Genomic DNA, 26333 nt, shown 5'->3' with positions numbered 1-26333 from the left:
CGACCCAGCGCCCATGGGCCTAGTATCGCGCACGCCCGGGCTGTTGTCAGTACCCTCACACAAACTCAGGTGCGGCTGCTTCCCACGCCGGATTCCCGGCACCTGACAGCAGAAGAGTTAGCCCTCCGGAGGATCTCCTCAGCCACGAGGCGAAGTTTCTTGTTGCGTGCGCTTGATGCTCGTTGGAGCGTTCTGAACGCTTCCTCCTGGGTGCAGCGCTCCTGCATCATGATCATCCCGCACGCGGTGTCGATGACGGATCTGCTCCGCATGGCGGCATGCAGATCACTGATCAGGTCCGAGCCGGCGGCCGTCTTCAAGGCGATCTGCAGAGCTTGGTGGGCGGTGTGGTTGAATCTGTCGATGACCGGCGTAGCGTCTTCGGTGAAGGCGCCCGGCGTCGCCGCCAGGAAGACCATCAGAGCGCAGGCCCCGTCCCGGAAGGCGAAAGGGACAAGTAATGCATTTGCGTAGCCGGCAAAGGCCAAGGTCTTGCTGTGCAACGGCCAGCGTTGCTCCATCGCATCAGCCCCCACCAGGACGCGCGATCCCGTTGCCCACGCTTCCAGGCAGGGACCCTCGTCCAGAGTGTCGTGCTCTCCATCCATGAGCTGTGCCGCGATGGTGGTGCTGCCCGCCACGGCGGACGGACGTTTGGGGCGGCTTAGGGAAATCCCGCAGTCAACCGCAATGCCGGTTTCCCGGGAGGCGACCTGCGCAGCCACGTCGCATAGCCCCTGCACGAAGTCCTGCAGGCCGTTGGCAGCAACCAGGAGGTCTTCGATCAGTTCCAAATCATCGACGCGCGGTTTATCGGCAGGCATGGAACCAATGTAGGAAAGCATCACCAGCTCTTCAATCAGCACCCTTGCTACCTGGCACCGTTACGTGGAACAGCTACGTGGCACCGCTACCGCCCACTGCTTCTTCTCACCGGCACTTGATGCTGGTTCCCCGACGTCCGTGCCGTGCCTGAGACGCCTCACCTAGTTGGGCAGCTCCAAACGGAACCCGCAGCGGCACCTCAGGACCCTGGTACCCACGCTGACGCCATCGTCCAGTTCCGGTTCCCTGGCGGGCAACGGGGCATGGATGTTCCTGACCCCGGTTCCCTCGACACGCATAGCCTCACCACAGTGGAAGTACTCCCCCGCAAACCGGAACAGTCCCTCCAAGGTCTTGGTGCGGTTCAGGATGGCAGCGACGTCGCGGAAGCGCGCCCTGTGCTGATAGCTCCCCTGGCAACGACGGCAAGCGTACTCCACCTCGACGTGAAGTTCACCCGGATGCGGAGGCAGGGAATCTATTGATTCGATCGCAACGTACTCGTTGGATCCACAGTGCAGGCATCCCAAGGCCCGGGTTTCCTGGGTGAGCCGGTGAAGGCTCGGGCCGCTAATCCCATACATGATGGCTCCGTTGCTCGGCGGGTAACTGGTTGATCCGGCAGGAAGGCAAACTATATATTCCAGTACCATGACACCATTTGTAAGGCGCCTTATCAATAGGTAGCCGTACGAAAATCGATTTTTGTTCGCGAGGCTCTCAGACGAGCCTACGCCACCAGCGCGGCCGCTCCGGTTCCGGTGTGCATTCCGGCTCCGGTTCCTCGCCCAACGCCAGCGCCGCCTCAACAATGTCATCCGAGGTGAGGGTGACCACGGCCTCACGGCCAAGCGCATCCAGGCTGTGCTCCGCGTCGAGTGACAGCCGCAGCGCCTGCCGATTGAGTGCCTGTTCAAAGAGGGTGCGGGCGAACCGCGCGTTGCCGGACTCCTCCCCCGTGCGGAGTCCGGAGAAAATCCGCCGAAGCATCTGGTCCGCGCCTGGTTCCAGCATGTACTCGTGGTGCTCAAGCATCCGGTGGAAGATCATCTCCAGTTCATCGACGGAGTAATCAGGGAAGGTGATTTCGCGGGCGAACCGGGAGCGCAGCCCGGGGTTGGAGATCAGGAAGGATTCCATGAGCCGGGGATATCCGGCCACGATCACTACCAGCCGGTGGCGGTGGTCTTCCATCCGTTTGAGCAGTACTTCGATGGCCTCGGGGCCGAAATCCATCCGGCCGTCCTCCGGGGAGAGCGCATATGCCTCGTCGATAAACAGGACCCCGTCCAGCGCCCGCCGAATCACCCGGTCCGTCTTGATGGCAGTCTCCCCGACGTATTGCCCTACCAGGCCGGAACGGTCCACCTCCACCAGATGGCCTTTCTGCAGCAGCCCCACCGCACGGTACATCTCGGCCAGGAGCCGCGCTACCGTCGTCTTGCCTGTTCCGGGATTGCCGAGGAACACCAGGTGCTGGGATGTGGCCACTTCAGGCAGTCCGTGGGCTTTGCGGCGGGCCTGGACCTGGAGCAGCGCGACGAGGGCCCGCACCTGCTCCTTCACCGTTTCCAGCCCGATCAGGGCGTCCAACTCCGCCTGCACTTCCGAGAGCGGACGGGCAGGACCAGACCGTGGGCCGATGAGGTCCCCCATCAGGTCATCGACGCGTTCGGAACCGGTCAGCTTAAGCTGACTGGCCAAATGACCAATGGTCTCCCGCAGGTCATCAAGCGGGTTGCGGCTGGTAGCCATAGCTCCACTGTAGCCCCAGGGGTTCCGGCCTCTCCGTCGCGGCGGGTCCGCGGGGTGAACGCAAGGCGTCCTCACCTGCGTCGGCCCGGGGCTCCGTTTCTGGCTAGGCTGGGCAGATGGCGACAGTTATCCTCGTGCGGCACGGCCGCACCACGGCCAATGCCACCGGATTGTTGGCCGGCCGCGCAGCCGGTGTTGACTTGGACGAGATCGGACGCGGGCAGGCTGCCCTGACCGGGGAACGGCTCGCGGCGGTTCCGGTGGTGGGAGTGGTATCCAGCCCCCTTGAACGCTGCCTGCAAACAGCCCGGTTCATTCTTGACCGGCAAACAAGCAGTCCGTACGCACCGGTCGAGTCCGACCTGACGGAGTGCGATTACGGTCAATGGCAGGGCCGGGCCCTGTCCGACCTGGCCACCGAGAAACTGTGGCCCGTGGTGCAGACGCAACCATCCGCCGTCGTATTTCCCGGCGGTGAGGCCATGGCGGCCATGCAGGCCCGCTCAGTGGCGGCCATCCGGCGCCATGATGCAGCGTTCGAAGCCGAGCACGGGCCCGGAGCAGTATGGGTGGCGGTGAGCCACGGCGACGTCATCAAGTCCATCCTCGCCGACGCGTTGGGCATGCACCTTGACCTTTTTCAGCGGATCAGCGTGGGTCCGGCTTCCGTGTCGATAGTCACCTACGGTGCAAACCGGCCGAGCGTCCACGCGACCAACACGGAAGCCGGCGACCTGTCCTGGCTCTCGAGCGGCCTCCGTTCGGGCGACGCACCGGTGGGCGGCGGCGCAGGTGGGCAGACGCCCTGAGCCCGTGTGCCTAGAATACTGACATGCCTACGCGCGTTCACGAGTTTGCCTGGCCCGACCGGGTTGTCATCGGCACCATAGGACAACCCGGAGACCGCACGTTCTACCTGCAGGTGCGCGCAGGAACGCAGATTGTCAGCATTGCCCTCGAGAAGCAGCAGTCAGCCCAGCTTGCGGAGAAGATCGACGAGATCCTCGACCAGCTCCTCACGATCGATGGCAACCCCTTCAGCGTTCCCACCAGCACGCCGGTCGAACTGGTGGACAATGACCCGCTTGAGGACCCCCTGGAGCAATTCCGCACCGGCGCGATGAGCCTGGGGTGGGATCCGACCACGGCCCAGATAGTCCTGGAGGCTTACCCGATCAGTGATGTCGACGGCGATGAGCCCTTTGACCCGGACGGCGCCGACGAACCGGAAATGCTGCTGGTGCGCATGCCTGTAGGCACCGCCCGCGCCTTCACCAAGCGCACCCGGGAAATCGTGGCGGCCGGACGTCCCTTGTGCACTATCTGCGGCTACCCCATTGATCCCGACGGGCACACCTGCACGCTTCCCGAGGCCTGATGCCAACACCGGACCTGGTCGCCGCAGAGCTGACGCTGACCGGCCGCATTACAGCGGCCTCAAATGCCACCTTCCTGGGCAGCATCGACGACGTTGCCGTGGTCTATAAACCGATAGCCGGCGAAAGCCCCCTCTGGGACTTTCCGCACGGCACCCTGGCCCACCGCGAGATGGCGTCCTTCCTGGTCTCCCAGGCCATGGGTTGGGACATCGTGCCGCGCACCTGGCTGCGCGACGGACCACTGGGCCGCGGGATGGTGCAGCTCTGGCAAGAGCAGGACCCCTCCCAGGATCCGGTGGACCTGAGGCCAAGCGATGACGTTCCGGAGGCCGGTTGGAAACAGGTCCTCGAGGGGCAGGACGACGACGGGCGGATAGTCGCCCTGGTCCACGAAGACTCACCTGCGCTCAGGCGCATGGCCGTGTTCGACGTCGTCGTCAACAACGCCGACCGCAAGGGAAACCACATTCTTGCCATGGCGAACGGGCATCGCCACGGCGTGGACCACGGACTGACGTTCCATACGGACCACAAGCTGCGCACCGTGCTTTGGGGGTGGCTCGGCCAGGCCTTGTCTGCCGAAGAACGGGAAGGCGTAGAGCGCGTCAGCGAAGGATTGCGCGGCGGGCTGGGCCGGGAGCTGGCAGAGCTGTTGAGCCCCGAAGAAGTCTCAGCCCTCGCGCTCCGTTGCGAACGCCTGCGTTCGGCTGGAAGGTTTCCGGCGCCGCGGGGCGGCATGCCGGCCGTGCCCTGGCCTTTGTTCTAAGGCCCGCTCCACTTTCATTCGTGGCTAGACTGGCCGGAAGCGGAGATTGTCGATTGCAGCACTGGAGGGGAAAATGTTCAGGCCGGATGCGCCCATCGAAGAAATCGAGCAGGACGTCGAGTCGATGATTGTTGAACTCGTGCATGAGCTGGGGAGGGTCGCGGAGGCTGACCCCAATCCGGTGGGTGCCGAAGAGCGTGCCTATATCCAGGCATTCTCTGACGCGCGGGCCAACAGTGACCGGGACCAGGCGGCTCTTTTGGCCACTGCCATATCCCGGCCAAACCTGGCCGAATCCCTTCTGTACTTGAACCGCCGGCTTGACCAGGAAGACCTGGCCCCGGACGAACCGGTGGGGATCATCGGGATCATCGTGCGCCTGGCCATGGACGGGCTCTGGGTCAGTGACATCCTCGATGACACACGCTTCAACCAACGGGAGCGCGAAAAGATTACGTCCCTTCTGACGGGCATGACCTACCTGACCGATGATCGCTTGAATGCTGTCCTGGCTGACATCGCCCCAGGCGGCGATGCCGCCCGGGGCGGCTCCCAGGGGCAGAAGCGCTGACTATTCCTGTTCCGGAATCCAGTAGGGAGCATCCACACCGGTGCCCGTGAGGACATCGCAGCGAACCAGTTGCGTGCCTATGCGCTCCAAGGGGCAGTTGCTGTAGGTGAAGTAGTCGGTGGCTTGCTGTGTGCCTGCTTGCGCAGTGCCGGCTTGCTCAGTGCCGGCGTTTGCCGGAGCTGCCGGCAGGAAGAGGAAGGGCAGCAATATCGCGATGCCCATGATTCTTGAATGGCTGGCTGGATTGAACATGGTGATCCTCGGGTGACAGTGGGTGTCTATTGACTCCTTCACAGTGCGCTCCGGACCCCTCGGGGAACATCCGGAAGGTGTCCTGAGATTTGGCGCCGGGACCCTGACATTTCACGTCGCCGGCTCTTTTCCGGCCCGGCGCTCGGTGCCACCCTTGAAAAATGACGGGCATCATCGATTCGGGTTCCCCTCCTTTGGTGGGCAGGATGAAGGAATTGTCGCGGCTCGGTGACGCACTGCAGCAAGTCCGCAGCGGCCGGCAAAGAACCGTTTTGGTCACTGGCGACGCCGGCATCGGGAAGACCGCTCTGATCTACGAAGCCATTGCGGGACTCCCGGGGAACGTTATTGTCCTATCCGGTGCTGCCCTTCCCCTTCACAGTATCGAGATCCCGTACCAACCCTTGCGCGCGGCCTTCAGGGGCACTGCCGGCATCAGAACGCCGGAACCATTTAGTGAGGACAGCGCGGCCGGGCATCCGGCAAGCACTCCCCTCTTCCTGGATCAATGGTTGAGTGCGGTCACAGCCGCGCATCCGGTGCTCCTCGCGATCGATGACCTGCACTGGGCGGACCAGGGCACGTTGGATACGTTGATGTTTCTGATTGCGGGACCGTCCGATCGGCGGCTGGGGCTCGTAGCAACAGTCAGGGCGGATGCGGTGACGGAGGGTTCACTTCTGGAGGGGTGGCTTGCCGATGTGCGGCGGATCCCCGGTGTGAGCATTGAACGCCTTGGCCCCTTGGACCGCCCGGCCACGTCCGCATTGATCGCATCGCTGCTGGGTCGCGAACCGCATCAGTCCCTGATTACGGAAGTGTACGGGCGCGCGAATGGAAACCCGTACTTCACCAAACTCCTGGTGGAGCCACTGGATCCGGCCGCGTCGTCCCTTCCGCCCGGACTCCCGCCCGACCTGCGGACCGCAGTGCTGCGTTCCTGGCGGGCCCTGCCGCAGTCTGCCCGACGGGTTACCCAGGTCCTGGCTGTTGGCGGCAAGAATGCTCCGGTTGAAGTGTTCACGGTGGTCGTGAAGCGGGCGCTACCCGGGGAGGATGCCCTTTCTGTTCTCCTGGCTGCGTCGACAGCCGGGATCCTCGACCGCCAACCCGACGGCAGCTACTGGTTCCACCACCCGCTCATCGCCGAGACCCTGGCATCCGAAACACCTCCCGAGGACCGGATCCAGTGGCACCGGCTGTTCGCCGAGGCCTACTCGACAGTTCCGGGTTCAGGCGAGCTCCACCACCGGGGGGCCGCCGATCTTGCCCAACACTTCTACGGCTCCGGGAACTACGAGGAGGCCTACCGGTGGGCGCTTGAGGCGGCACGTCAGGAATCGGCCTCGCGGGACTGGAACAAGGCCCTTGCCCAGTACCACCGGGTCCTGGAGTTACGGCCCAAGGTGGTCGCTGCCGGGGAATGGCTTGACCTGTGGCAGGAAGTGCGCCGGAGCGCTTTCAATGCAGGCGCTTTCGAGGCAGAACTCGACGCTATCGAGGCCCTGCTTCGACTCCTCAACGAGCGCCTCCAGCCACTCGAGGTGGCTGCACTGATCATCAGGCGCATGCACTTGCGAATGTCCCTGGGTCTCTCCTTCCTGGATCCGGCAGAGGCCGAACGCGCCGTGCAGCTTTCGTCCGTGGAGCCTGACAGCTGGCAGCATGCCTTGGCGATGGCCGAGCTGGTTCACGCCAAACTCTGGATGGACCAATACAAGGGCTCTCCGGACTGCGCGAAGGTTGTTGAGGCGGCCCGCAAGACAGGGCATCACCGGGCTTTGAGTTTCGCGCTCACTGCCTCGGCCATGGCGGCAGTGTTCAGCGGCGACTCCGGCGCGGCCAGGGAAGCCGCCCGTGAGGGTGCCTCGGAAGCGGCCCTGGCGCAGGACTTCTGGGCCTTTTGCCATGCCTTGGCGTGGCTGGCAAATGCCACGGAAGGGTGGATCAGCGAACAGTACGGCGCCATCATGAGCTCCGGCAGGGAGGAACTTTCCCGGCTGGGCGCTCCGCATTCCTTCATGTCGAAAGTAGCTGCCGACGAGGCCGCCAGCTTCCTGGCCATTGGGTCATGGGAGAAGGCTCGAACAGCTTTACGAACAGCCATCAGTTTTGACCCCGGGCCCATGGGAGACGTCAGTGCCCGGCTCACCCTGGCCCGGCTGGATGCGTTGCAAGGCAGGACCAACGACGCCTTGGCGCACCTCGCTCGCGCCGAAGAGGTGAACCGTGAATCCGATGCCTTCGTTAACCTGAATTTCGCTGCCATTCGTTCCGAACTCAACATCATGGCGGGAAACCCCAAGGCAGGATTCGAAACAGCCGTGGCCGCTGCATCCCGGGCCGGTCATGCACCCACCATGTGCGAGTGGCTCCTGCCCTTGGCCATGAGGGCCGCCGCCGACATGATCATGCAAGCCAGGGATACCGGTGGGCCGCTGTCCGGGCTGGAAGCCGCAGTGCGGGATGTGCGGAAACGTTTCCCGGCCGCGCTCCACGAACCCGGACAGGCAACCCCCCTTTACCAACGCCAGATCAAGGCCTTCGACATGCTGTATACCGCCGAGACCGGGCGGGCACTGGCGGATAAGCGGAACGACGCAATGTGGATCGCTGCCGCCGACGCATGCAAAGAAGCCAACCTGGCATGGGAAGAGGCGTACGCCTGCCAACGCGCAGGTGAAGCCATGCTCTTCCATACCCATCATGGCCAAACGAACGCAGCAGGGATACTGCGCCGCGGGCTGGAACTGGCAACCACACTGCAGGCCGCGCCCGTGCGGACGGCGATACTGGGGTTGGCGGACCATGGACGGATACGACTCGACGCTGAACCACCCACGACGCGGAGGAACACCGGACCGTTCCCGGGCCTGACCACCCGCGAAACCGACGTTCTCGAACAACTAATCGCCGGCAGTACCTATAAGGAGATCGCCGCAGACCTTTTCATCAGCGAGAAAACCGTCAGCACGCACGTCTCCCACCTCCTGCGGAAAACTGGCTCGACAAATCGAAGGGACCTGGCGCGCAAAGCCAGTGGGCGGCGCAGGGAGGACTAGATAATTCCGCCCCGCGCGCCAACGATCAGTTCCAGTGAGCGCAGCACGGCAAACGGCACAATGCCGCTGGTACGCGGGTTTTGCGGCGATACCTGATTGCAGATTTCGAAGCGGTAGGTCCCGCTGTTCCCGGCGGCCTCGATCACGTGCGTCGTCAGCCGGGCAGCCGGGTCCACCCGCACGGACACATCCACGCCCCAGTCCGCTACGGCCAGGGCGACCGCCGCGGCCACATTGAGCGATTTCGGGAACAAGCGCGTGGCCTGGTCAGCAGGGCCTTGGTAGATTTCGAGCGGAACAGCGGTGTTCCGGATTCGATCTTCTTCCTTCTCATCCATCCACGGCTGCACCAGGGAAGCGGGCAGCTTGGTCGTCGTGATTTTGACGGCGTCATAACCCGTTGCCCGGGCTCCCGACGCCAACAGGTCCAAGCCACCGATGGAGCCGGACGTCAGGAAGAGCCTGCCCGGACCGGCTGCGGACAAGCGGCCCGAAAGATCAGGGTCCGCCAGGGCTCCCAGCGATGTGGCCAGCAGATCGACACCCGCAGACAGCACTGCCTCGCCGTGTTCGGCAAGGGCTTCCTGGCCCGCGCATTCGACCAGCACATCGCAACGCTCCAACGCCTCAGCCATGTCCAGGCGGGCCGCCGGAGCGTTTGGAACGGGACTGCGGCTGACGATGCCCTCCAGAGAGGCACCTGCCACTTTCCCTGCGGCAACATCCGCAGCCACCCGGGCCCCGATGGCCCCGTGTCCGATGATTCCAATTTTGCGGGCTACTGGCTTCATGCGTTTCCTTACTAGTGGGTTAGGTGGACATTCCGCCCCAGGACCGCCTAGGCATTGGAAGCGATCTTGTCCTGGGAGGAAGCCTTGGGGTCATAGGCGACGATGGAGGCTTCGGCCTTCTTGAGCAAGAGGGCCAGTTGTTCAATCTCTTCGGCTGAGAGGCCGGAGAGCATGTTGCGCTGCGTTTCCAGATGCTTGGAAATCACCTCATCGATGAGCTTCTTGCCGTGCTCGGTGATCTGCGCGTAGACGACGCGACGGTCCTCTTTTGATCGAACACGCTCGATGAGGTTCTGCTCCTCCATGCGGTCCAGGCGGAACGTGATCCCTCCCGTGGTCAGCATGGACGAACTTGCGAGCTCACCAGCGGTTTTGCGGTGGGGAGGCCCTGATCGGCGCAAATTTGCCAGGACGTCAAAGGACGCCAACGTGAGCCCATGCTCCTCGTAGTTCGCGTCCTGCACGGCGCGCTGCCGGGCAACGAGGCTTTGCAGGCGGCCAAAAACTCCAATGGTCCTGGCATCGAGTTCGGGACGTTCGCGACGCCAGTCCTCGATGATCGCATCTACGGCATCCGCGTCGGTGTTTTGGGGCTCGGTGGTCATGTGCTCTCTCCTTAATTTCGTCTAAGCATCTTAACACTGAGCTTTCCAGTACCCCGGCGAACCGCGCCCGTTCCCGCAAGTGTCTTGCAGCGCTTTCCATTATATCTTAGTCTTGAGATAGTTAGGACCGAGGAAGATTCACTTCCTGCAAGGCCCTTACGAAATCCGGCAATTTACCACCAGAGAGAGGTCCATCATGGGCGACGTTATCGCAAGCAAAATTCCGGAACTTGAGGAGCTGATTGACTCGTCCATCGCCTCCCGTGACAGTCGGGTAGTTGACTTCAATACGCTCAAGTTCCAGACCAAAATGGGTGAGAAGTTCCGTCGCGGCCAGGTCCGCTACATCGGTTCCGGGGCAACCGGTGACCACTCCAACGACAACAACATTCTCCAGGCAGAGCACTTCACCTTCTCCAACATGGTGCTGCCGGCCGGATGCGTTGGACCCGAGCATACGCACCCGGACGTTGAAGAGGTGTTCTTCGTGCTCGAGGGCCAGGTCGAGTTCAGCGTGCACGACGTTGAAGACGGGACCAAGAAAGCAAGCCGCGTGCTCGGCTACCGCGACCTGATCCGCGTTCCGGCCGGTGTCCCCCGGAGTTTGCGGACCGTCAGCGATGACGACGCACTCATCTGCGTCATCATCGGCGCAAAGAAGCCGGAGATCCCCTTCTACCCGCCGACGTCGGAGATGTATGGCGTGACCCGTTAGCCCCCTGGGAGCCCGGGTACCGGCGATGGCCGGTACCCGGGCTTCTTCTTGCCGGAAAACTGCAGCATCGGGAAACGTCTGCCCCGGGCGCCGGGCCAACAAAAGACCAAACGAAAAGAGCACAGGAAAGAGCCTGCAGCCCGGACTTGGTCGGACTGCAGGCTCTTGCTCACTGCATCAATTGCGCGGTGGTGGAACCACGCGCTCCACAGGCGCTATGCGGTTCCCTCTGCGAGAGTGGCTGCCTGCTTCTGTGCATCGGCGTCGTGGATGCGCCTGATCCTGGCCACGCCAAGATCGTGCTGGTACAGGTGCTCGTCCCTGTCGGCGTCGGCCGCCAGAGCCTCCAACAGCGCGCGGTCCTGTTCCAGGACCACCCAGTGCTTTTCCTCCAGTGTTGTCTTGTACATGAACCGCCAGACGTCACGCTCCCAATCGGAGACGGTCCGGGTACGCCAGTGGAACACAGCGGAGGTATCCGCATCTATGGGCGTGGACATCCCGACGATGCCGAAGGAGCCGCCGGGACCGGCTGAATCGGCGTAAGGGATCTCCAGGTCCACGTAGTCCATGGCCTCGCGGCAGTACTCCACCCAGTCGAAGTTCTTGCCGCGCTGGTCCGTCTTCTCGAAGAAGAATCCGCGGTCCGTTTCGCGGATGCGGAAGCGGGCGCTCGTGTCTCCGCCAAACATTGAATGCGATTCACGGTGCAGGAACGCCCCGTGCATGGGATCCAGGACGTTGTCCATGTAGAACCGCCACGGACTGTTCCACTCCGCGTAATTGGAGAACCACGAAATATCGGGGTTGTCCAGACGATCAGGCAACTTGAAGGGGGTTACCTCCGAGTCCGCGGTCAGTGGCATGAAAGCGAAGATCATGTCCGCGCCCTCCTCCACGGCCAGGGACGCAGTGACTGTTTTCCCCTCCAGCGCACAGCCGGGCATGCCGGGAACCGACACCACCGTTCCGTGTCCGTCCACCTGAACTCCGTGGTACTTGCATGCCACCCGGTCACCCAGGTGCTGGCCTACGGACAGGGGCGCGCTGCGGTGGGGGCAGCGATCCTCCAGCATCCGGATTTGTCCCCGGGCATCACGGAACAGCAGCCAATCCACGCCCAACCGCCGGACCTTGACCATATCCCCCTGGCCAACGAACCGGGAGGGATAGATGGCGTACCAGCGGTCCCGCAGTCCTGTGGCAGCCAGTTCTGCGGCATCGAGCTGACGCCGGGTACCGACCACCGTTATCGGCATGGCCCTGCCGGCCCTTGCCCCGGTTGAAGTTGCAGTTGCAGTTGTCATTTCCTACTCTCCCAGTCGTCGCATTTCGGAACGGAATCGGGCTTCATCCCACGGCTGGCCGTCCGGGGCATTAAGCCCCAGGTTGTTCAACCCCGAAATGACCGCCGGAAGTTCGTGGCTGCCGCTGGCGAAAATTTCGGACAGGGCGCCGGCGAGCTTCAGCTCATAGGGGTTCGGCGGACCGACACGGGACTGGTTGGCATCCAGGTATTGCTCAGGCACGGGGTTCCTCCTGTAATTGGGTGGGGAGTGATTGCGAGACGGTGTGCAGGCCTTCAGCGATCTTCATGAACGACCTGCTCCACTCGTTGAACGAGGTGGATCGGCTTTGATGTGCCGGCACGGTGGCGTTGTCGATGATGACGAAAACACCGTTGCCGATGCCGCCTGCGATGCATTGGGCTATGGAAACATCGGCGTCGATGTCGGGTGCGGCGGCAATGACCAGGGACGGTGCGCGAACCTGCCGGAGCGCTGCCACGAATCCGTCAGTGGACGTGTCCACCAGCGGGTCGCCAAGGATCATGCTCTTGACCTGTTCAGGATGCCGCGCAGCGAGGAGTATGGCACCGTAGGCGGCTGCGCCGTTGGCCAGGACATGCGCCGGGCCGGCCGTAGACTCCCGGAGCGCCTCAGAGGCCGCTTGAACCCAGGCGTCCAGTTGGCCAGGTGGTCCCCCGACGTCCAGGGCAAGACCCGTTTCAGGTTCCCAGGCACGGGCTCCCAACGTGTCCAGTTGATGCTCATCCCACTCTCCGGTCCCTGCGCCGCCGCGCAGACACACCACGTCATGCCGCGGCTCGGCCGCGTCGGGCCCAGGGCCGGCGTACGGGTCCGGATCAGTACTTGGGTTCATGTGCTCACCTGCTCTACTAGTGATCTGCGGTTGGAACGTGCACCGGAGGGACGAAGGCTCCGGGAGCAGGTTCCAAGGCATTGACATCAATTTCGATGACCGCCGGCCCCCTGAGGGCCAGCGCCTCGGCCAGGGCCGGATCGAAGGTTCCCGGCCCGCCCACCCGCCGGAACGGCAAGTCCAATGACCGGGCCAACAAGGCGAAGTCCGGTGTATGCAGGTCGACTCCTGCCTCCGCGAAACCGTTGGCCCTCTGCATGTTGCGCAGCACCCCGTAGCCGGCGTCGTTGAAGACCAACACCACGCACCAGGCGCCGGAGCCGGCCAGGGAGGCAAGCTCGCCCAGGTGAACGGCAAGACCGCCGTCCCCGGCAATGACTACCGTGGGAACCTCCGGGCGGGCGCAGGCAGCACCTATCCCCATGGCGAGTCCTTGGCCTATGCCGCCGCCGAGGGGAAAGATGTTGGTTTCGCGTGAGTACATTTCCAAGAGGCGGTTACCCCACTGGCTGGAGGGGATGGTGACGTCGCGGGCCACGACGGACCTGCGGTCCAGGCGTTCCCGGAGGCTGTGGCAGATCTCCGCGTAACCGCCAATGTAGGTGGTCAGCGCATCGCGTACCTCGCGGCGTACGTCGTGAACCTTTTGCGCCCAGCCGGGGTCCGGGGACTGGCTCGGCAACTGCTGGACGAGCGCATCCAGAATGGCGCGGGAGTCGCCCACCAGGGAGACGGTGGCCGGGTATACCCGTCCGACGGCGTCAGGGTTCAGGTCCAGCTGGATGTGGGTGGAGGGAATCTTCAATGAGTAATGCTGCGTCTCGTTGGAACGGAAATGCGTTCCAATACTGAGCAACAGGTCGGATTCCCCGAGCAGCCGGGCGCCGGCCGGAGTGGTCGCGAAGTTCCCGATGACAAGGTGGTCATCCTCCGGAACGACGCCCCGCCCTGAATTGCTGGTGAGCAGTCCTGCGCCAAGCCCGTGCAACAGGGCAGCAAGTTCCTTACCGGCTCCGGCTGCTCCTCCCCCGGCCCAAATCAGGGGCCGCTTGGCACCTGCCAGGAGACGGGCGGCTTCCGCGACGGCCCGGGTGTCGTACGCGGGGGCGGGCTTCACCCGGGCATCGACGGGGCGCTGATCGTCCGGATGGGCCAGGTACTGCAGGTCCGTGGGCCACTCGATGCTGGCCGGTGTGTGCGGGGCGGAAAGGAGGTGCGCGATCGCCTCCTCAAGGTCAGCCTCAGCATCCTTCCCGTTGAAGATGGTCCGGGCATACCCGGACACGGCGTGGAGCATTTGGAGCTGGCGTGGTACCTCGTGAATCACTCCGCGGTTGCTGCCCATGAATTCACTGTCGATCTGGCCGGTAATGTGCAGGACGCGGCTTCCCGCAGTGAGCGCCTCCACCATGGAACCAGCGGCGTTGCCGGCTCCCGTGCCCGTGCTGGTCAGGGCAACGCCGAACTTGCCGGACGCGCGGGCGTACCCGTCAGCGGCGTTGACGACCGCGGCCTCATGGCGCATGGCGACGAAGTTCAGTTCCCTGTCCACAGCTTCAACGAGGGGCAGGTTGTGAATGCTGATAACGCCGAAGACGGTGTCGATGCCGTGGCGGCGCAGCACACGGACCAGGACATCGCCTCCTGTTGGCCCCCTCGGGACGGTTGCTTCTTGTGTCAGTAACATTTCCGGTTCTCTTTCGTGGTGAACTTCCGTGGGCCGATGGGTTTCCGTTGAGGTGCAGGAGGTGTTTTCCCTGCGCCCTGCCTAGACATAGCGCCCAACGCCACCGCCGACGTCGATGGTCGCCCCAGTGGTGTAGCCGCTGTTGGGCGAGAGGAGACAGACAATATGGAACGCAACCTCCTCCGCTGTGCCGAAACGGCCCAGCTTGATGCCGCGGTCACCGGCGATTTCCGCACTCCAGGCCTCGTAGTCGAGATCGGTGCCGGCATTTTCGAAGCGTCGCCGCCACTGTCCCGTGTCCACCAGTCCCAGCAGGACCGAGTTCACGCGCGTGCCGTCCTTTGCCAGGTCTTCGGCAAGGGAATGGGTCAGGTTCAACAGCGCGGCGCGGGCGGCGGAGGTAGCGGCCAGGCGCAGCTCGGGCTGCCGGGCAAGAATGGCGTTGACATTGACCACGGACCCGTGGGCGGAGGCGCTCAAGGCGATCCTGGCCGACCGCACCATGTTGAGGACGCCGAAGATCTTCAGCTCGAACTCATCGCGCAGTTGCTGGTCCGTGGTTTCCTGGAGAGTGGCCATGAGCGATCGTCCGGCGTTGCAGACCAGCCCGTCCATGGCGCCGAACCGATCCAGCGTTCCGGCGATGAAGGCGTTGGTGGCTTCCTGGTCCGTGACGTCGCACGAGGCAAGGTGGATGGAGTCCTTGTCCGCCCAGGAAAACTCGTCGAACGCCGCGGTGAGCCGGCCGAGGTCACGGGCACAGGCGGCAACCCGCGCGCCTTCACTGAGCAAATAGCGTGCGGTGGCAAGGCCGACGCCGGAACTCGCCCCGGTGACCACCACCGTGCGGTCCTTCAGTTGCAGGTCCATGTGTGGGACTCCTTGTCTAATGGCCGGCATAGTGTGCGTTGGCCGGTTTTGTTGTGGCCGTGGTTGAGCTCATCAGTGGCCCATCACGAAGCCGCCATCCACCACGATGGTCTGGCCGGTGATGAACCCCGCGGCGTCGGAGAGCAGGAACTGGACCACTCCCGATACATCGTTGGGTTGTTGGTCCCTGGGCAGCACCCGGTTGTCTTCATAGAGCCGGTAGCGTGAGGCGGGCACCGATTCAGTGGCTTCCACCCGGGTCAACCCCGGGGCCACCGCGTTGACACGGACTCCCGATGGCCCTGCGTCGCGGGCCATGGACCGGGTCATGGCGAGCACGGCCCCTTTTGATCCAACGTAGTGGACCAGCCGTGGGCTTCCGTAGAGCGCTGCGTCAGAGGCGATGTTCACGATCGCGCCCGCCGGGGACTGGGCAAGCTGGGGGAAGAGGTGCTTGCTGACCAGCCAGGTCCCGTAGGCATTGACGGTCATCACCCTTTGGAAGAATCCTTCCTCCAGTTCCCAGAAAGTATCGCCGCCTACGCCGTCGGCCAGTGCCGCGTTGTTGACCAGCGCATCCGCGCCGCCCAGCTGCCGGACCGCCGTCGCCAGGGCCTCCACCGAAGCCTTGTCAGCTATGTCGGCGACCACCGCCGTGACATCCAGGCCGCGTTCATGGAGTGTTGCGGCGGCCCGTTCCGCGAGGTCCGCGTTCTTCTCCGCGATGACTATCCGGTCTCCGGCACGTGCCAGTCGTTCGGCAATGTCGAAGCCCAGGCCACGCCCGGATCCCGTCACTACCACCAGGCGCGTCACTGGATGCCGTCCCAGAAAGCGAGGATGGCCGCCGACATCTCAAGGGGCTTCTCCTGCACTGCCGCGTGGCCCGCATTGGGGATAATGCACAGTTCGGCGCCTGGAATCTTCTCGGCGAGGATCCTCGATTCGGGCACGCCGGTGATCACATCGTCCTGTCCGGCCAGCACGAGCGCCGGAACCCGCAACCCGGGCAGCAGGTCCGTCGTATCACACTGCGCCATCATGGTGGCCGCCGACGCGAACCCGGACAGGCGGACGGAGGCCATGTCCGCCCGGACAGCTTCGGCCACCCAGGCGGGGGCGGATGGAGAGACCAGCTTCGAGGCGCGCCGGGCTGCAATACTTTCAGGCCCGACGGCGGCCAGTTCAGGAACGCGGGCCAGCATGCGTTGCGCTGTGTCGTGCGTGGTTCCCGAACCCCGCGTGCTGTCGGCCAGGACAATGGACCGTACTGCCTCCGGCGCCCTCGCGGCTACCGTGGTGGCAATGACCCCGCCCCACGATGTGCCAAAGAGGTGTGCCGGCCCAAGGCCGAGGGTGGCCAGGATGTCCAGTACCAACGACGGATGATCCAGTCCGTCCGTTGGAGCGGCGGACTCGCCGTAACCGGGCGCATCCCAGCAGAAGGTCTGGTAGCCGTGGGCGCTCAACAGTTGGGCCAGCGCACCACAGGACGACGCGGCTCCCCCGATGCCGTGCATCAGGAAGACGGGAATCCCTTCCCCGCGAACCACGAGGGAGACTCCGTGAACGGACTTTCTGCGCTCGGCAACAGCGGGGGTCGAAGGGGCGGTGGGCGCCGGCAACGAGCCGCTACGCATGGGCTTTTTCTGTGGCAGGGGCTTTTTCAGTGGCAGGGGCCTTAGCCGGGGAGAAATAGTCCTCACGGCCGGGGACCACCAGGGACCGGTAGCCGCTGTCCGGAACGCCCGCCATGGCGCTTCGCACCGCGGTGGTCGGCGGACCTGCGGTGCCCCACTGGTCGGACAGTTCGGGCGTTCGCTCCCACGTACGGCAGAGCCAACTGTCCTCATCCACCTGGGCAACTTCGGAGGTGTATTCGCAGACCAGTCCCGCGGGGTCCGTGAAGTAGGAGAAAGTGTTGTCGCCCGGACCGTGCCGGCCCGGACCCCACTGCGGGGCAATGTTGTGCTGTTTCAGGTTGCCGATGCCGCGCATGAAGTGGTCAATGCTCTGCATCTCATAGGCCACGTGGTTGACCGAGGTCCAGGGCGCCTGGTTGAACGCGATTGCGTGGTGCTCGCTGTTGCACCGGAGGAAGGCCATCTGGTGCTCGGACCAGTCGGATATCCGCATCCCCAGCACTTGGGTGTAGAACGCGGTGGCGCGGTCGATGTCCACGGTGTTGAGGACCACGTGGGCGATCTTGCGGGGAAGGGCGCGCCGGCCGGCCGGCTCCTGGCTGACCACCGCATGGACGTTCGCGGAAAGTTCCACGAGCCTGCCTTCGGGATCCACCAGTTGCACGCCATATCCACCGGCAGCATCATCCAGGGGTCCGGGCTCACGGAAAAGCGGTATTCCCAGGGCAACGAGCTTGGTAGCCGCGGAATCGACGTCCTGCGGCGTGGCCAGTGCGAAGGAGACCCCGCCCAGGGCATTCTGCTCACCCGTTTCCAGCCTCAGGATGTGGTGTTCGGATCCGGTACCGCGGAGCCAGAATTTGTCTGTGTCCTCTTCTACCGTGGAGAGACCCCAGACTTGGTCATAGAAGTCCTTGGCCGGCTTGGTATCGGGTACTTTCAAGGACACGGAACGCAGCGAACGCAGATTGCAGACAGGCTCGCTTGAGAAAAAGTTCATGGGAATCAGCCTTCAGTCGGGTGGTGTTCGTACTAGAGATCCAAAATCAGTTCCCGGGACCGGCAACGCGAGACACAGACGAACATCGTCTTGTTCTCTGCCTGTTCAGCCGGGGAGAGCAGGAAGTCGCGGTGCTCGACGTCGCCGGCTATGACGCCGGTCTCACAGGTTCCGCAGATGCCCTCCGCGCATGAACTGGGCACGAAGATGCCGGCGTCGTTCAGGGCGTCCAGGACTGAGATGTCAGGCCCAACAGCAACGCGCTGGCTCGACCGTTGGCAGATGACGTCAAAGCTTGTGGCCTCGGTTTCCGGACCGGACACGACCTCCGGCGCTTTGAACCGCTCTATCCTCAATTGCGAATCGTCCGCCATGGCGCCGGCCACTGCCTGCATCAACGATTCAGGGCCGCAGGCATAAACCAATGCTTTTGGGGGCAGGGCACCAACTGCTTTGGGGAGATCCGCGTAGGCTCCCCCGGCTTCGTCCATGGCGTGGATGCTGATCCGGTGTGCGGGAAAGCCGGAAATTTCCGGGAGGAATGCCATGGTGGACCGGGACCGTCCCGTATAGAGGAGGGACCAGTCAGCGCCGGCTGCTTCCAGGCGCCTCGCCATGGAAATGATCGGGGTGATGCCAATGCCTCCGGCCACCAACGCATACCGCTGCGCCTGCTCGAGTTCAAAGTTGTTGCGGGGACCTTCGACTGTGAGGAGCGTGCCCACCGGCAGTTCGTCATGGATCAGCCTGCTGCCACCGCGGGAATCGGTGGTCCGCAGCACTGCCACGGTCCAGGCGGAGGAATCGTTGGGGTCCGAGCACAGGGAGTATTCGCGCGTCAGCCCGTTGGGCAAGTGGAGGCTCAGGTGGGAGCCTGGTAGCCACTGCGGGAGAGCCGCCCCCTGCGGATCAACGAAGGTGATGCTGACGACGCCGTCCGCTTCCCACCGTTTCTGCTGCACCCTCAGCGTCAGTGCTTTGGGTTCCGCAGCGATGGTCGCGGCCTGGTCTCCTGTGCCAGGACCCGACGTCAGATCGTCTGCGGTGTCCTCGGGGATGGTCGTCCCACGGTTCTGAATGTCCACGCTCATGGTCCTTAACTCCTCCGATGCGCGATTGCTTCGATCTCCACCGACGCGCCGTAGGGCAGTGCGGCAACTTCAACGAATGAGCGTGCCGGGCGGGGATTCTCGAACAGCAGCTCGTAGTGCAGGTTTGCTTCGTCCCGCAGCGTTACGTCTGTGACGAAATAGGTGGTCTTGACGACGTCCGCCAGGGACATGCCGACTGATTCCAAACGTTCGGCCAGCCTCGCGCCTGCTGCGACGAGCGCCTCCGAGCGGCCCGGTACGGCCGTGCCGTTCTCATCCACCGACAAGGCGCCGGAGACGAAGCCGAATCCGCCGGCCACGAAGGCCGGACTGTAGGGGTGGGCATTCATTGATCTACCTTTCGGAAGCTGGTGATGCGGGCCGGTTCGCTTAAAGGCCGGCCCATGGGATGGGTGCACCCGAGAGGTCCATATAGATGCTCTTCTGGCGCATGTAGGAACGAATGCCGTCGCGGCCCTTTTCGGTACCCAGACCGCTTTCCTTAAGCCCGCTGAAGGGGGTCGAAATGCTGAATTGCTTATAGGTGTTGATCCACACGGTGCCGGCGGCAATGGCCCGCGCCAACCGCCAGGCCCGGCGGTAGTCGGCAGTCCAGATGCCACAGGCCAAGCCAAAGACGCTGTCGTTCGCCTGGGCGATGAGGTCCGCTTCGTCGTCGAACGGCAGGATGACGGCCACGGGACCAAAAATTTCCTGCTGGCAGATGGCGTCCGAGTTACTGACACCGGCAAGGATGGTGGGCTCATAGAACGCCCCGCCCTGCAACCGGGACTCCGTGGGGACAGCGCCTCCGCACAAAACCTGCGCACCGGCCGACTTCGCTGCTTCGACCATGCCCGCAACGGTGTCGCGGTGTGCGAAGGCCACCAGGGGCCCGACCTGCGTAGCCGGGTCTGTGCCCGGTCCGATCCGCAACGATTTTGCCCCTTTCACGAGCCTTTCCACCACGTCGTCGTACACGGCGCGCTGGATGAAGACACGCGACCCGGCGATGCAGCTCTGACCGCTTGAGGAGAAGATGCCGTAGAGCACTCCGGCCACAGCCTGGTCCACGTCGGCATCGGCGAAAATAACCGTGGGTGATTTTCCTCCCAGTTCCAACGTGATGGGCATGATTTTTTCGGCTGCGATGTGGGCAAGTTGACGCCCCGTGGAAGTCCCGCCCGTGAAGGAGATCTTCCCAACATCCGGATGTTTGGCGACGGCGTCGCCAACTACCCGGCCAGGGCCCGGCAGCACCGACAGCAAACCGGCAGGAAGACCGGCCTGCTCACAAAGGCGGGCCAGCAGCAGCGAGACCCAGGGGGCCCACACCGGCGGCTTCACCACGACGGCGTTTCCTGCCGCGAGTGCCGGAGCCACCTTTTGCGCGTCACTGGCTATGGGTGAATTCCACGGCGTGATGGCCCCCACCACCCCGATCGGCTCATAGGTGGACATGCTGAGGTAGTTGCCCCGCGGCGGCGTCAGGGCATCTTCCATGGTCTCCAAGGCAGCTGCCGTGAAGCGGAAGGTTGCCGCCGCGCTCATGGCCAATGCCTTCGTTTCCACGAGGCTTTTGCCCGTATCAAGCGTCTGCAGCTCCGCGATCCTGTCAGCGTTGGCTTCAATCGCGGAGCTGATGCGGTGAAGGACTGCGGCGCGTTCGTGCGGGAGCCTCCTTGCCCACCCCGACGCTTTGACGGCCTCCAGGCCGGCGGCCACTGCGGCGTCCACATCGGCCGCCGTTGCTGCGTGGAGGGTGGCAAAAACTTCTGCCGTAGCGGGATTCACCGACTCGATCAGCGCACCACTACCCCGGGTCCACACTCCGCCAACAAAGATCTCGTCCCGCGTATCAGGTCCGTTGCGAAGACCGGCCGCGCCGGGTGCCCGGGTTTCTTCCCGAGCAGACCGGGAGGGGTTCTCTGTAAGGCTGTCCGTACTCATCTTCGGGTTCCGTCCATTTGTGTGTAGTGCCCACGGAGGGGTTTCAAGCGGGATGCCGCGAGCGGCTTTGCGCGAGTTACGTGAACTGCGTCATAGAAAAAGAATATCAGTCCTAAGATACTTTATGTCAAGATATTTTCGTTCTGATTGTTGCGTAGCGGCGGGAGCTGCAGTTCCTGCCCCACGCCGCAGGTAGGGGACGACGACGGCTGGCCGCCCGGGTGCGGCGCGAGGGCTGCGCGCTCCCCCAAACCCTTGTGGATGGGGTCGGACGTGAACGCCAAGGGCAGGGCGGAAGCCTGGTGCCGGGCCGCAATGACCTCCGCCATGATGGAGATCGCCGTTTCTTCCGGGGTGGAAGCCGAAAGGTCCAAGCCGATCGGCGAGCGGAGCCGCGCCAGCGACCGTTCCGTGTGGCCCAATGCCAGGAGCCTGCCCCTGCGGTCACTGGCAGTCCGGCGCGAACCCATCGCCCCGATGTACGCAAAACCTTCCCGAAGCGCCACATCGAGGACCGGAACATCGAATTTCGCATCGTGCGTCAGGACACAGATAGCAGCATCGGGCCCCAGCCGTCCCAGTGCGATTTCCTTTTGTAAGTAGCGTGCCGGTTGATCCACCACGACGTCGTGGGCTGATGGCAGCCGCTCGGGCGTGGCGAAAACGGCCCGGGCATCGCACACCGTGACGTGAAAGCCAAGAAAGGCGCCTAACCGGGCCAGGGAGGCGGAGAAGTCAACCGCCCCGAAAATCACCAGCCGGCGCGCAGGGCGGAAGACATCGATCAGCAAGGACAGGCGTTCGTCGCTGCCGGTCACGGCAGGAAGAGTGACCGACGTCGATCTTCCGGACGCTATGGCCTCCTGAACGGCACTGTCTGCGGCCTGAACAACATCCCATGCAAAGCCTGCACCGGCGAACAGTGGTGTAATGGCAGAACCCTGATGGACCAGCCCGGAGCGACCCAGCAGTTCAGGTGCGACCTCAAAAATGGTGACCATGGCGCACGGTAAATTTTCCACCAACGCCTTCTGCAAGGACGCAAAACCAGGGCACGTGGCACGCTCGAATGCTTGCACGAAAATATCCACGCTGCCGCCGCACGTGAGGCCGATACTGAACCCGTCGTCGTCGGATATACCAAAATGAAGCAGCTCCGGGACCCCGGTGGCGAGCACTGTGGCAGCCTGTTCGATCACGCTGGCCTCGATGCAGCCACCCGAAACCGAGCCGATCGGCGACCCCTCGCCGGTGACCAGCATGGACGTACCGACTGCCCGCGGCGCAGATCCCTGGGTTCGGACCACCGTGGCCATCGCGACGCGCCGTCCGTCGGAAAACGCCTCGTTGAGCGCTTCCATCACTTCACGCATCGGCCCCGACCCTGCCTTGACGCGATTGCGCAGCCCGGATGCCGTTGTAGACCCGTTCCGGCGTCATGGGCAGCGACGTGAGCTGCGCCCCGGTGGCGTCGGCAATTGCCTGGGCAATTGCAGGGGCGATAGGCAGCATCCCTCCCTCGCCCATGCCCTTGGTTCCGAAGGGCCCAGCGCCGTGGCCCTGTTCCTGGGTGATGGAGAAGAAGCGCTGCGGGATGTCCTCGGCCAACGGGACGCGGTAGAGGAGTGCTTCACCATTCAGCAGCTGGCCGTCGTCGTTATACCGCAGTTCCTCAAAGAGTGCCTGCGCGAGTCCGAAGACCGCTGCGCCTTCGTCCTGGCCCCGGCAACCAAGCTTGTTCACCACCTTGCCGGCGTCGCCACTGACGACCAGCTGCAGGACTTCCACCCGCCCGGTTTCGGGATCCACCTCAACTTCGGCAGCTGCCCAGCCGATCTCCCAAAACATGCACGGCGCCTCCAGCGGGGCGCGGCTGGAATTACGTACCTTGAAGTATCCGTCCCCGGTGAACTCGTAGCCTGTCCCGCCGAACCTGTCCATGATCAACGGCGGAAGATCATGCGTGGCACCGTCGGCATCAATGATGTGCCAGTCCTGAAGGCGGATCGATTCGCGATCCAACCGCAGCTGCTCGGCCGCTACGTCCAGCACTGAGCACTTCACGCGTTCAGCAGCCTGCAGGACCGCGTGACCCATGACGGCGATGCCCGATGAGGCATTGGTTCCTTGGTCGAAGGGGGTGTTATCGGTGTCGATGGCCGCATATTTAACACGCTTCGGATCGCACGCCAGAGTCTCCGCCACAATCTGGCACAGCGCCGAATGGCCGCCCTGGCCCATTTCCACCAGGCCACAATTGAGGAAGACATCGCCGTTGGTGGCCACTTTGACCCGGGCCTGGGCGGGCTTGTTGACGCCGCCACCGTCCTTGATTCCCATGGCGACACCCATGCCACGATTGGGCGAGCGGCTCCGGTCGCGATAGCTGATGGCGTCCGCTACGAGGTTCAAACCGTGCCGCAGGTCCGAATCGATGGGCGTTTCGCCCGGGACGAATTCCTCGCCCAGGCCCTTGGCATTTTTTAGCCGCAGTTCCAGGGGGTCGAATCCCAGCCGCTCAGCGATCAGGTCCACTTGGCGTTCACTGGCCCAGGTGGCCTGGGTCGCGCCAAAACCACGGTATGCGCCTGCCGGCACTGTATTGGTGATGACCGCCTGGCACACCGAATCGATCCGCTTCCAGCGGTAGGCCCCCGGCATCCGGTAACCGGCTTTTTCGGCCACCAACGGACTTGCATCCGCATAGGCACCGCCGTTGAGCAACACCTTGGACTGGCGGGCCACGAACTCCCCATCAGCCTTGAGTCCCGACTTGACCGTGAGGATGGCATCATGCTGGCTCAAGGTCAGGAAGACTTCCTCGGTGCTCATGCAGTAGCGCACGGGTTGGCCGCCGGACAACTGCGACAGGCGGACGGCGATAGCCTCGGTTTTTGGGCCGTTCTTGGCCCCGAAGCCGCCGCCCAGCAACGGGACGTTCACCCGGACATCGTTCTCCGGCACGCCAAAGACCCGCGCCAGCTCCCTCCGCATGGGGAACGGGCTCTGGGTGGAGGTCCACACCTCGATCTGCCCGGAGGTCGCTTCGGCCACTGTGACAAAGGGTTCCAGGTGCAGATGGTTCATCCGGGAGAACGTAAACGTGTCTTCAAAAACGTAGTCGCACTCTGCCCAGACGCCCTCGTCCCCCGTTTCGTAGCGGAACTCGTAACTCACGTTGTGCGCGGTATGTGGCGCCCCGAAGGCGCCGTCCCCGTACGCTGGAGAGACGGCGTACGGCTGCTCCGGGAAAATGGCAGGTGCTGCGGGGTCCGTTGCTTCCTTGGCACCGAAAACAGCCGGCAACTGCTGGTACTCCACCTGAATCAAATCCAGGGCCGCGATGGCTGTGCGTTCATCCACGGCAGCAACTGCCGCAACGACGTCGCCAACGTAGCGGACCGAGTCCGTAGCGACGATGGGCTGGTCCTTGACGTAGGTACCGTAGGGCTTCAAACCACCGATCTCCTCACGCGTGAGGACCGCAGTGACTCCCGCCAGCGAGCGGGCCGCCGAGGCGTCGATGCCCAGGATCCGGGCATGTGCATGCGGGCTTCTGAGGACCTTGGCATGGAGCATTCCGGCCTTCTTGATGTCCACCGTGTAGAGGGCGCGTCCGGTGACCTTGGCGGTGCTGTCCAGGCGCGGGCGGTCGCGTCCCACGATCGGCTCCCCGGCCTCGCCGGGAGTGGCTGTCCCGTTCATTCCGACGCCCGTTCCTGCTGCTCCGCGGCGGAGAGCTCTGCGGCACGTTCCACGGATTCCAGGATCATTTCGTATCCTGTGCACCTGCAGGTATTCGAACTGATCCATTCCCGGATCCGGTCCCTGTCCGGTTGCGGATCCTGCCGCAGCAGGCCAGTGGTCAGCATCAGCATGCCCGACGTACAGAACCCGCACTGGAAGCCGCCACATTCCCTGAATGCCTGCTGCTGGGCACTCAACGTGCCATCTTGGCGGGCCAGGCCCTCCACCGTTTCAACCCGGGCACCCTCGACGTCGAAGGCAAACGTGGAACAGGCGGCTACCGGAAGGTCATTCACCAGGACAGTGCAGGCACCACAGACACTGCGCTCGCACGAGGCACGAACCCCTTGCTTTCCGCAGGCGTTGCGCAACACGTCCAGGACGGTCGCGCTGGTAGGAACACGATGCCTCTCGGGGCTTCCGTTCAGTTCGAATTCGAGATCGTGGGTAACGGGTTCGTGGCCGGGCACCGGCGATTCAAGGCTCATGGCTGGCTTCCTTTCCTTTGTTTTCCGGTTGCTTGGACGAGAAGACGGCGGCAAAGCACAGACGCCAGGTGCCGGCGGTAACTGATGGATCCGGCGTAGTCGGCCGCCTCCTCCGGGAGCTGCGCTGCAAGAATCTCTGCGACAGAGGCAGGGTCGAGGTCAGCTGTTGCAGTTCCACCGGCGGGATGGGAGAGGACGGTGTGGGAGAGGACATAGGGCCGCCTGTATTCACTCCCGCAGACGGCCGTTACCGTAACGTCGCCACTGGCGTTGCTTCGCACGGCCATGGCCACTGTGCTGACCGGGCGCATGGTGCGTTCGTATCCGAACCACAGCAGGGATGCGGTGTCCACGCTGACGGCTGTCATGACACCAGGGCTCCTGCGCTCCCCCTCCCAGAGCTTCGCAACCGGGAGGGTTGCAAGGTCTCCGCCCTGAAAGTGCATGCGAGCCTGGAGGGCGGACAAAATGACCGGCATTTCATAGCGATACCGACGCGCAAGGAGGTTGCCTCCCAGGGTGCCGCGGTAACGGATCCGAACTGTTGCAATCGATCCCCAGGCCGCAGCCAGGGCCGGGAGGGAAGACAGGATTTGCGGACTCCTGCTGCCTTCGTAGTGGCTGACCAAGGAACCGATGCGCAGAGTTCCGGCGTCGTTCGAGACAGCCCGCAGTTCCTTGATTCCCTGCAGGGAAATCAGCACCTGTGGCTCCAATCCTTCGCGGATTTGGGCCATGAGGTCCGAGCAGCCCGCCGCGATCACAGCGTGTGGGTGCTGCCGGACCAGTGCCTCAGCTTCTCCCAGTGAAGCAGGCCGATGCAGAACAAACGGCGGGAGGGCGGACTGGCTCTGGGCTATCAGGCCCGCCCCTAATTTCTGGCCTCGCATTGGTCAGCCTTCTTTCACTCTCGCCATGTAGGCGCTTTCCACGGACTACCGCCGTGGTTGATTCCTGGTTTCGCAAACAACCG

At 63.7% G+C, this 26333-nt stretch carries 27 protein-coding genes; 6 read left to right on the top strand and 21 right to left on the bottom strand.

What is annotated here, in order from left to right; genetic code table 11:
- Positions 1-65: 65 nt before the first annotated feature.
- The 3 genes from QN084_RS21450 to QN084_RS21440 all read right to left on the bottom strand — a co-directional run bounded on the left by QN084_RS21450 (position 66) and on the right by QN084_RS21440 (position 2580).
- Positions 66-866 carry a GAF and ANTAR domain-containing protein gene (locus tag QN084_RS21450; protein WP_083262081.1) on the bottom strand — a complete coding sequence of 267 codons (801 nt, stop codon included), beginning with the start codon at positions 864-866 and terminating at the stop codon, positions 66-68.
- A 120-nt stretch (positions 867-986) separates the two neighbouring features.
- Positions 987-1409, bottom strand: coding sequence for a hypothetical protein (locus QN084_RS21445; RefSeq protein ID WP_062096789.1), 423 nt, complete (start codon positions 1407-1409; stop codon positions 987-989).
- Positions 1410-1545: 136 nt separating this feature from the next.
- On the bottom strand, positions 1546-2580 hold the full coding sequence (locus QN084_RS21440) for an AAA family ATPase (protein ID WP_069696496.1): 1035 nt from the start codon (positions 2578-2580) through the stop codon (positions 1546-1548).
- A 116-nt stretch (positions 2581-2696) separates the two neighbouring features.
- Here QN084_RS21440 and QN084_RS21435 point away from each other — a divergent pair, with 116 nt between their 5' ends.
- The 4 genes from QN084_RS21435 (at position 2697) to QN084_RS21420 (ending at position 5296) form a co-directional block, all read left to right on the top strand.
- Positions 2697-3389: an MSMEG_4193 family putative phosphomutase gene (locus tag QN084_RS21435; protein WP_021472228.1), complete on the top strand. Its 693-nt coding sequence runs from the start codon at positions 2697-2699 to the stop codon at positions 3387-3389.
- A 23-nt stretch (positions 3390-3412) separates the two neighbouring features.
- Entirely contained in the window at positions 3413-3958 is a 546-nt protein-coding gene (locus QN084_RS21430; RefSeq protein ID WP_069696495.1) for a DUF3090 domain-containing protein, read from the top strand.
- The gene (locus tag QN084_RS21425; RefSeq protein WP_062096786.1) at positions 3958-4725 is read left to right on the top strand and encodes an SCO1664 family protein; all 768 of its coding nucleotides are present in this window, start codon (positions 3958-3960) and stop codon (positions 4723-4725) included. The genes QN084_RS21430 and QN084_RS21425 overlap by 1 nt, the downstream gene beginning before the upstream one ends.
- Before the next feature lie 73 nt (positions 4726-4798).
- Positions 4799-5296 carry a TetR family transcriptional regulator gene (locus tag QN084_RS21420; protein ID WP_069696494.1) on the top strand — a complete coding sequence of 166 codons (498 nt, stop codon included), beginning with the start codon at positions 4799-4801 and terminating at the stop codon, positions 5294-5296.
- On the opposite strand, the gene QN084_RS21415 is transcribed toward QN084_RS21420, so the two are convergent.
- Positions 5297-5548, bottom strand: coding sequence for a hypothetical protein (locus tag QN084_RS21415; RefSeq protein ID WP_021472224.1), 252 nt, complete (start codon positions 5546-5548; stop codon positions 5297-5299). It lies immediately after the preceding gene.
- A 161-nt stretch (positions 5549-5709) separates the two neighbouring features.
- Here QN084_RS21415 and QN084_RS21410 point away from each other — a divergent pair, with 161 nt between their 5' ends.
- Positions 5710-8610, top strand: coding sequence for a helix-turn-helix transcriptional regulator (locus QN084_RS21410; protein WP_069696493.1), 2901 nt, complete (start codon positions 5710-5712; stop codon positions 8608-8610).
- On the opposite strand, the gene QN084_RS21405 is transcribed toward QN084_RS21410, so the two are convergent.
- Positions 8607-9401, bottom strand: coding sequence for an aspartate dehydrogenase domain-containing protein (locus QN084_RS21405; RefSeq protein WP_021472222.1), 795 nt, complete (start codon positions 9399-9401; stop codon positions 8607-8609). The two genes, QN084_RS21410 and QN084_RS21405, sit on opposite strands and share 4 nt — an antisense overlap.
- Positions 9402-9448: 47 nt before the next feature.
- Positions 9449-10006: a MarR family winged helix-turn-helix transcriptional regulator gene (locus QN084_RS21400; protein ID WP_069696492.1), complete on the bottom strand. Its 558-nt coding sequence runs from the start codon at positions 10004-10006 to the stop codon at positions 9449-9451.
- Between the two features lie 196 nt (positions 10007-10202).
- Between QN084_RS21400 and QN084_RS21395 the strand changes: the two genes are divergently transcribed.
- Positions 10203-10721 carry a cupin domain-containing protein gene (locus QN084_RS21395; protein ID WP_021472220.1) on the top strand — a complete coding sequence of 173 codons (519 nt, stop codon included), beginning with the start codon at positions 10203-10205 and terminating at the stop codon, positions 10719-10721.
- A gap of 215 nt (positions 10722-10936) precedes the next feature.
- Here QN084_RS21395 and QN084_RS21390 read toward each other — a convergent pair whose 3' ends face one another.
- The 15 genes from QN084_RS21390 to QN084_RS21320 form a co-directional block, all read right to left on the bottom strand.
- Complete coding sequence (locus QN084_RS21390) at positions 10937-12028, bottom strand: Rieske 2Fe-2S domain-containing protein (protein ID WP_069696491.1); 1092 nt, start codon at positions 12026-12028, stop codon at positions 10937-10939.
- Between the two features lie 3 nt (positions 12029-12031).
- A complete protein-coding gene (locus QN084_RS21385; RefSeq protein WP_021472218.1) occupies positions 12032-12250 on the bottom strand; it encodes a recombinase-like helix-turn-helix domain-containing protein in 219 nt (72 codons plus the stop codon).
- Positions 12243-12884 carry an alpha/beta fold hydrolase gene (locus tag QN084_RS21380; RefSeq protein ID WP_021472217.1) on the bottom strand — a complete coding sequence of 214 codons (642 nt, stop codon included), beginning with the start codon at positions 12882-12884 and terminating at the stop codon, positions 12243-12245. The genes QN084_RS21385 and QN084_RS21380 overlap by 8 nt, the downstream gene beginning before the upstream one ends.
- Positions 12885-12900: 16 nt before the next feature.
- Complete coding sequence (locus QN084_RS21375; protein WP_031216495.1) at positions 12901-14571, bottom strand: thiamine pyrophosphate-binding protein; 1671 nt, start codon at positions 14569-14571, stop codon at positions 12901-12903.
- Positions 14572-14652: 81 nt separating this feature from the next.
- A complete protein-coding gene (locus QN084_RS21370) occupies positions 14653-15441 on the bottom strand; it encodes an SDR family oxidoreductase (RefSeq protein ID WP_021472215.1) in 789 nt (262 codons plus the stop codon).
- A gap of 72 nt (positions 15442-15513) precedes the next feature.
- Positions 15514-16257: a 3-oxoacyl-ACP reductase family protein gene (locus tag QN084_RS21365; protein ID WP_069696490.1), complete on the bottom strand. Its 744-nt coding sequence runs from the start codon at positions 16255-16257 to the stop codon at positions 15514-15516.
- Positions 16254-17081 (bottom strand): alpha/beta fold hydrolase, encoded by an 828-nt coding sequence (locus QN084_RS21360; RefSeq protein ID WP_069696489.1) that lies wholly within the window; start codon positions 17079-17081, stop codon positions 16254-16256. The genes QN084_RS21365 and QN084_RS21360 overlap by 4 nt, the downstream gene beginning before the upstream one ends.
- Positions 17074-18084, bottom strand: a complete 1011-nt coding sequence (locus QN084_RS21355; RefSeq protein ID WP_021472212.1) for a VOC family protein — start codon at positions 18082-18084, stop codon at positions 17074-17076. The genes QN084_RS21360 and QN084_RS21355 overlap by 8 nt, the downstream gene beginning before the upstream one ends.
- A 32-nt stretch (positions 18085-18116) precedes the next feature.
- Positions 18117-19175 (bottom strand): PDR/VanB family oxidoreductase, encoded by a 1059-nt coding sequence (locus QN084_RS21350; protein WP_069696488.1) that lies wholly within the window; start codon positions 19173-19175, stop codon positions 18117-18119.
- A 5-nt stretch (positions 19176-19180) separates the two neighbouring features.
- Positions 19181-19525 carry a RidA family protein gene (locus QN084_RS21345; RefSeq protein WP_021472210.1) on the bottom strand — a complete coding sequence of 115 codons (345 nt, stop codon included), beginning with the start codon at positions 19523-19525 and terminating at the stop codon, positions 19181-19183.
- A 40-nt stretch (positions 19526-19565) separates the two neighbouring features.
- Complete coding sequence (locus QN084_RS21340) at positions 19566-21125, bottom strand: aldehyde dehydrogenase (RefSeq protein WP_083262080.1); 1560 nt, start codon at positions 21123-21125, stop codon at positions 19566-19568.
- Between the two features lie 122 nt (positions 21126-21247).
- Positions 21248-22498, bottom strand: coding sequence for an XdhC family protein (locus QN084_RS21335; RefSeq protein ID WP_083262079.1), 1251 nt, complete (start codon positions 22496-22498; stop codon positions 21248-21250).
- Positions 22491-24830, bottom strand: a complete 2340-nt coding sequence (locus QN084_RS21330) for a xanthine dehydrogenase family protein molybdopterin-binding subunit (RefSeq protein ID WP_069696487.1) — start codon at positions 24828-24830, stop codon at positions 22491-22493. The genes QN084_RS21335 and QN084_RS21330 overlap by 8 nt, the downstream gene beginning before the upstream one ends.
- Positions 24827-25360 carry a (2Fe-2S)-binding protein gene (locus QN084_RS21325; RefSeq protein WP_069696486.1) on the bottom strand — a complete coding sequence of 178 codons (534 nt, stop codon included), beginning with the start codon at positions 25358-25360 and terminating at the stop codon, positions 24827-24829. The genes QN084_RS21330 and QN084_RS21325 overlap by 4 nt, the downstream gene beginning before the upstream one ends.
- Positions 25357-26250 (bottom strand): FAD binding domain-containing protein, encoded by an 894-nt coding sequence (locus QN084_RS21320; protein ID WP_069696485.1) that lies wholly within the window; start codon positions 26248-26250, stop codon positions 25357-25359. The genes QN084_RS21325 and QN084_RS21320 overlap by 4 nt, the downstream gene beginning before the upstream one ends.
- Between the last annotated feature and the right edge of the window lie 83 nt (positions 26251-26333).

It is taken from the genome of Paenarthrobacter sp. R1 (genome assembly GCF_030264015.1).
In the GTDB taxonomy this organism is placed as follows: Bacteria; Actinomycetota; Actinomycetes; order Actinomycetales; family Micrococcaceae; genus Arthrobacter; species Arthrobacter ureafaciens.
This window is presented reverse-complemented; position numbering and strand designations above follow the sequence as displayed.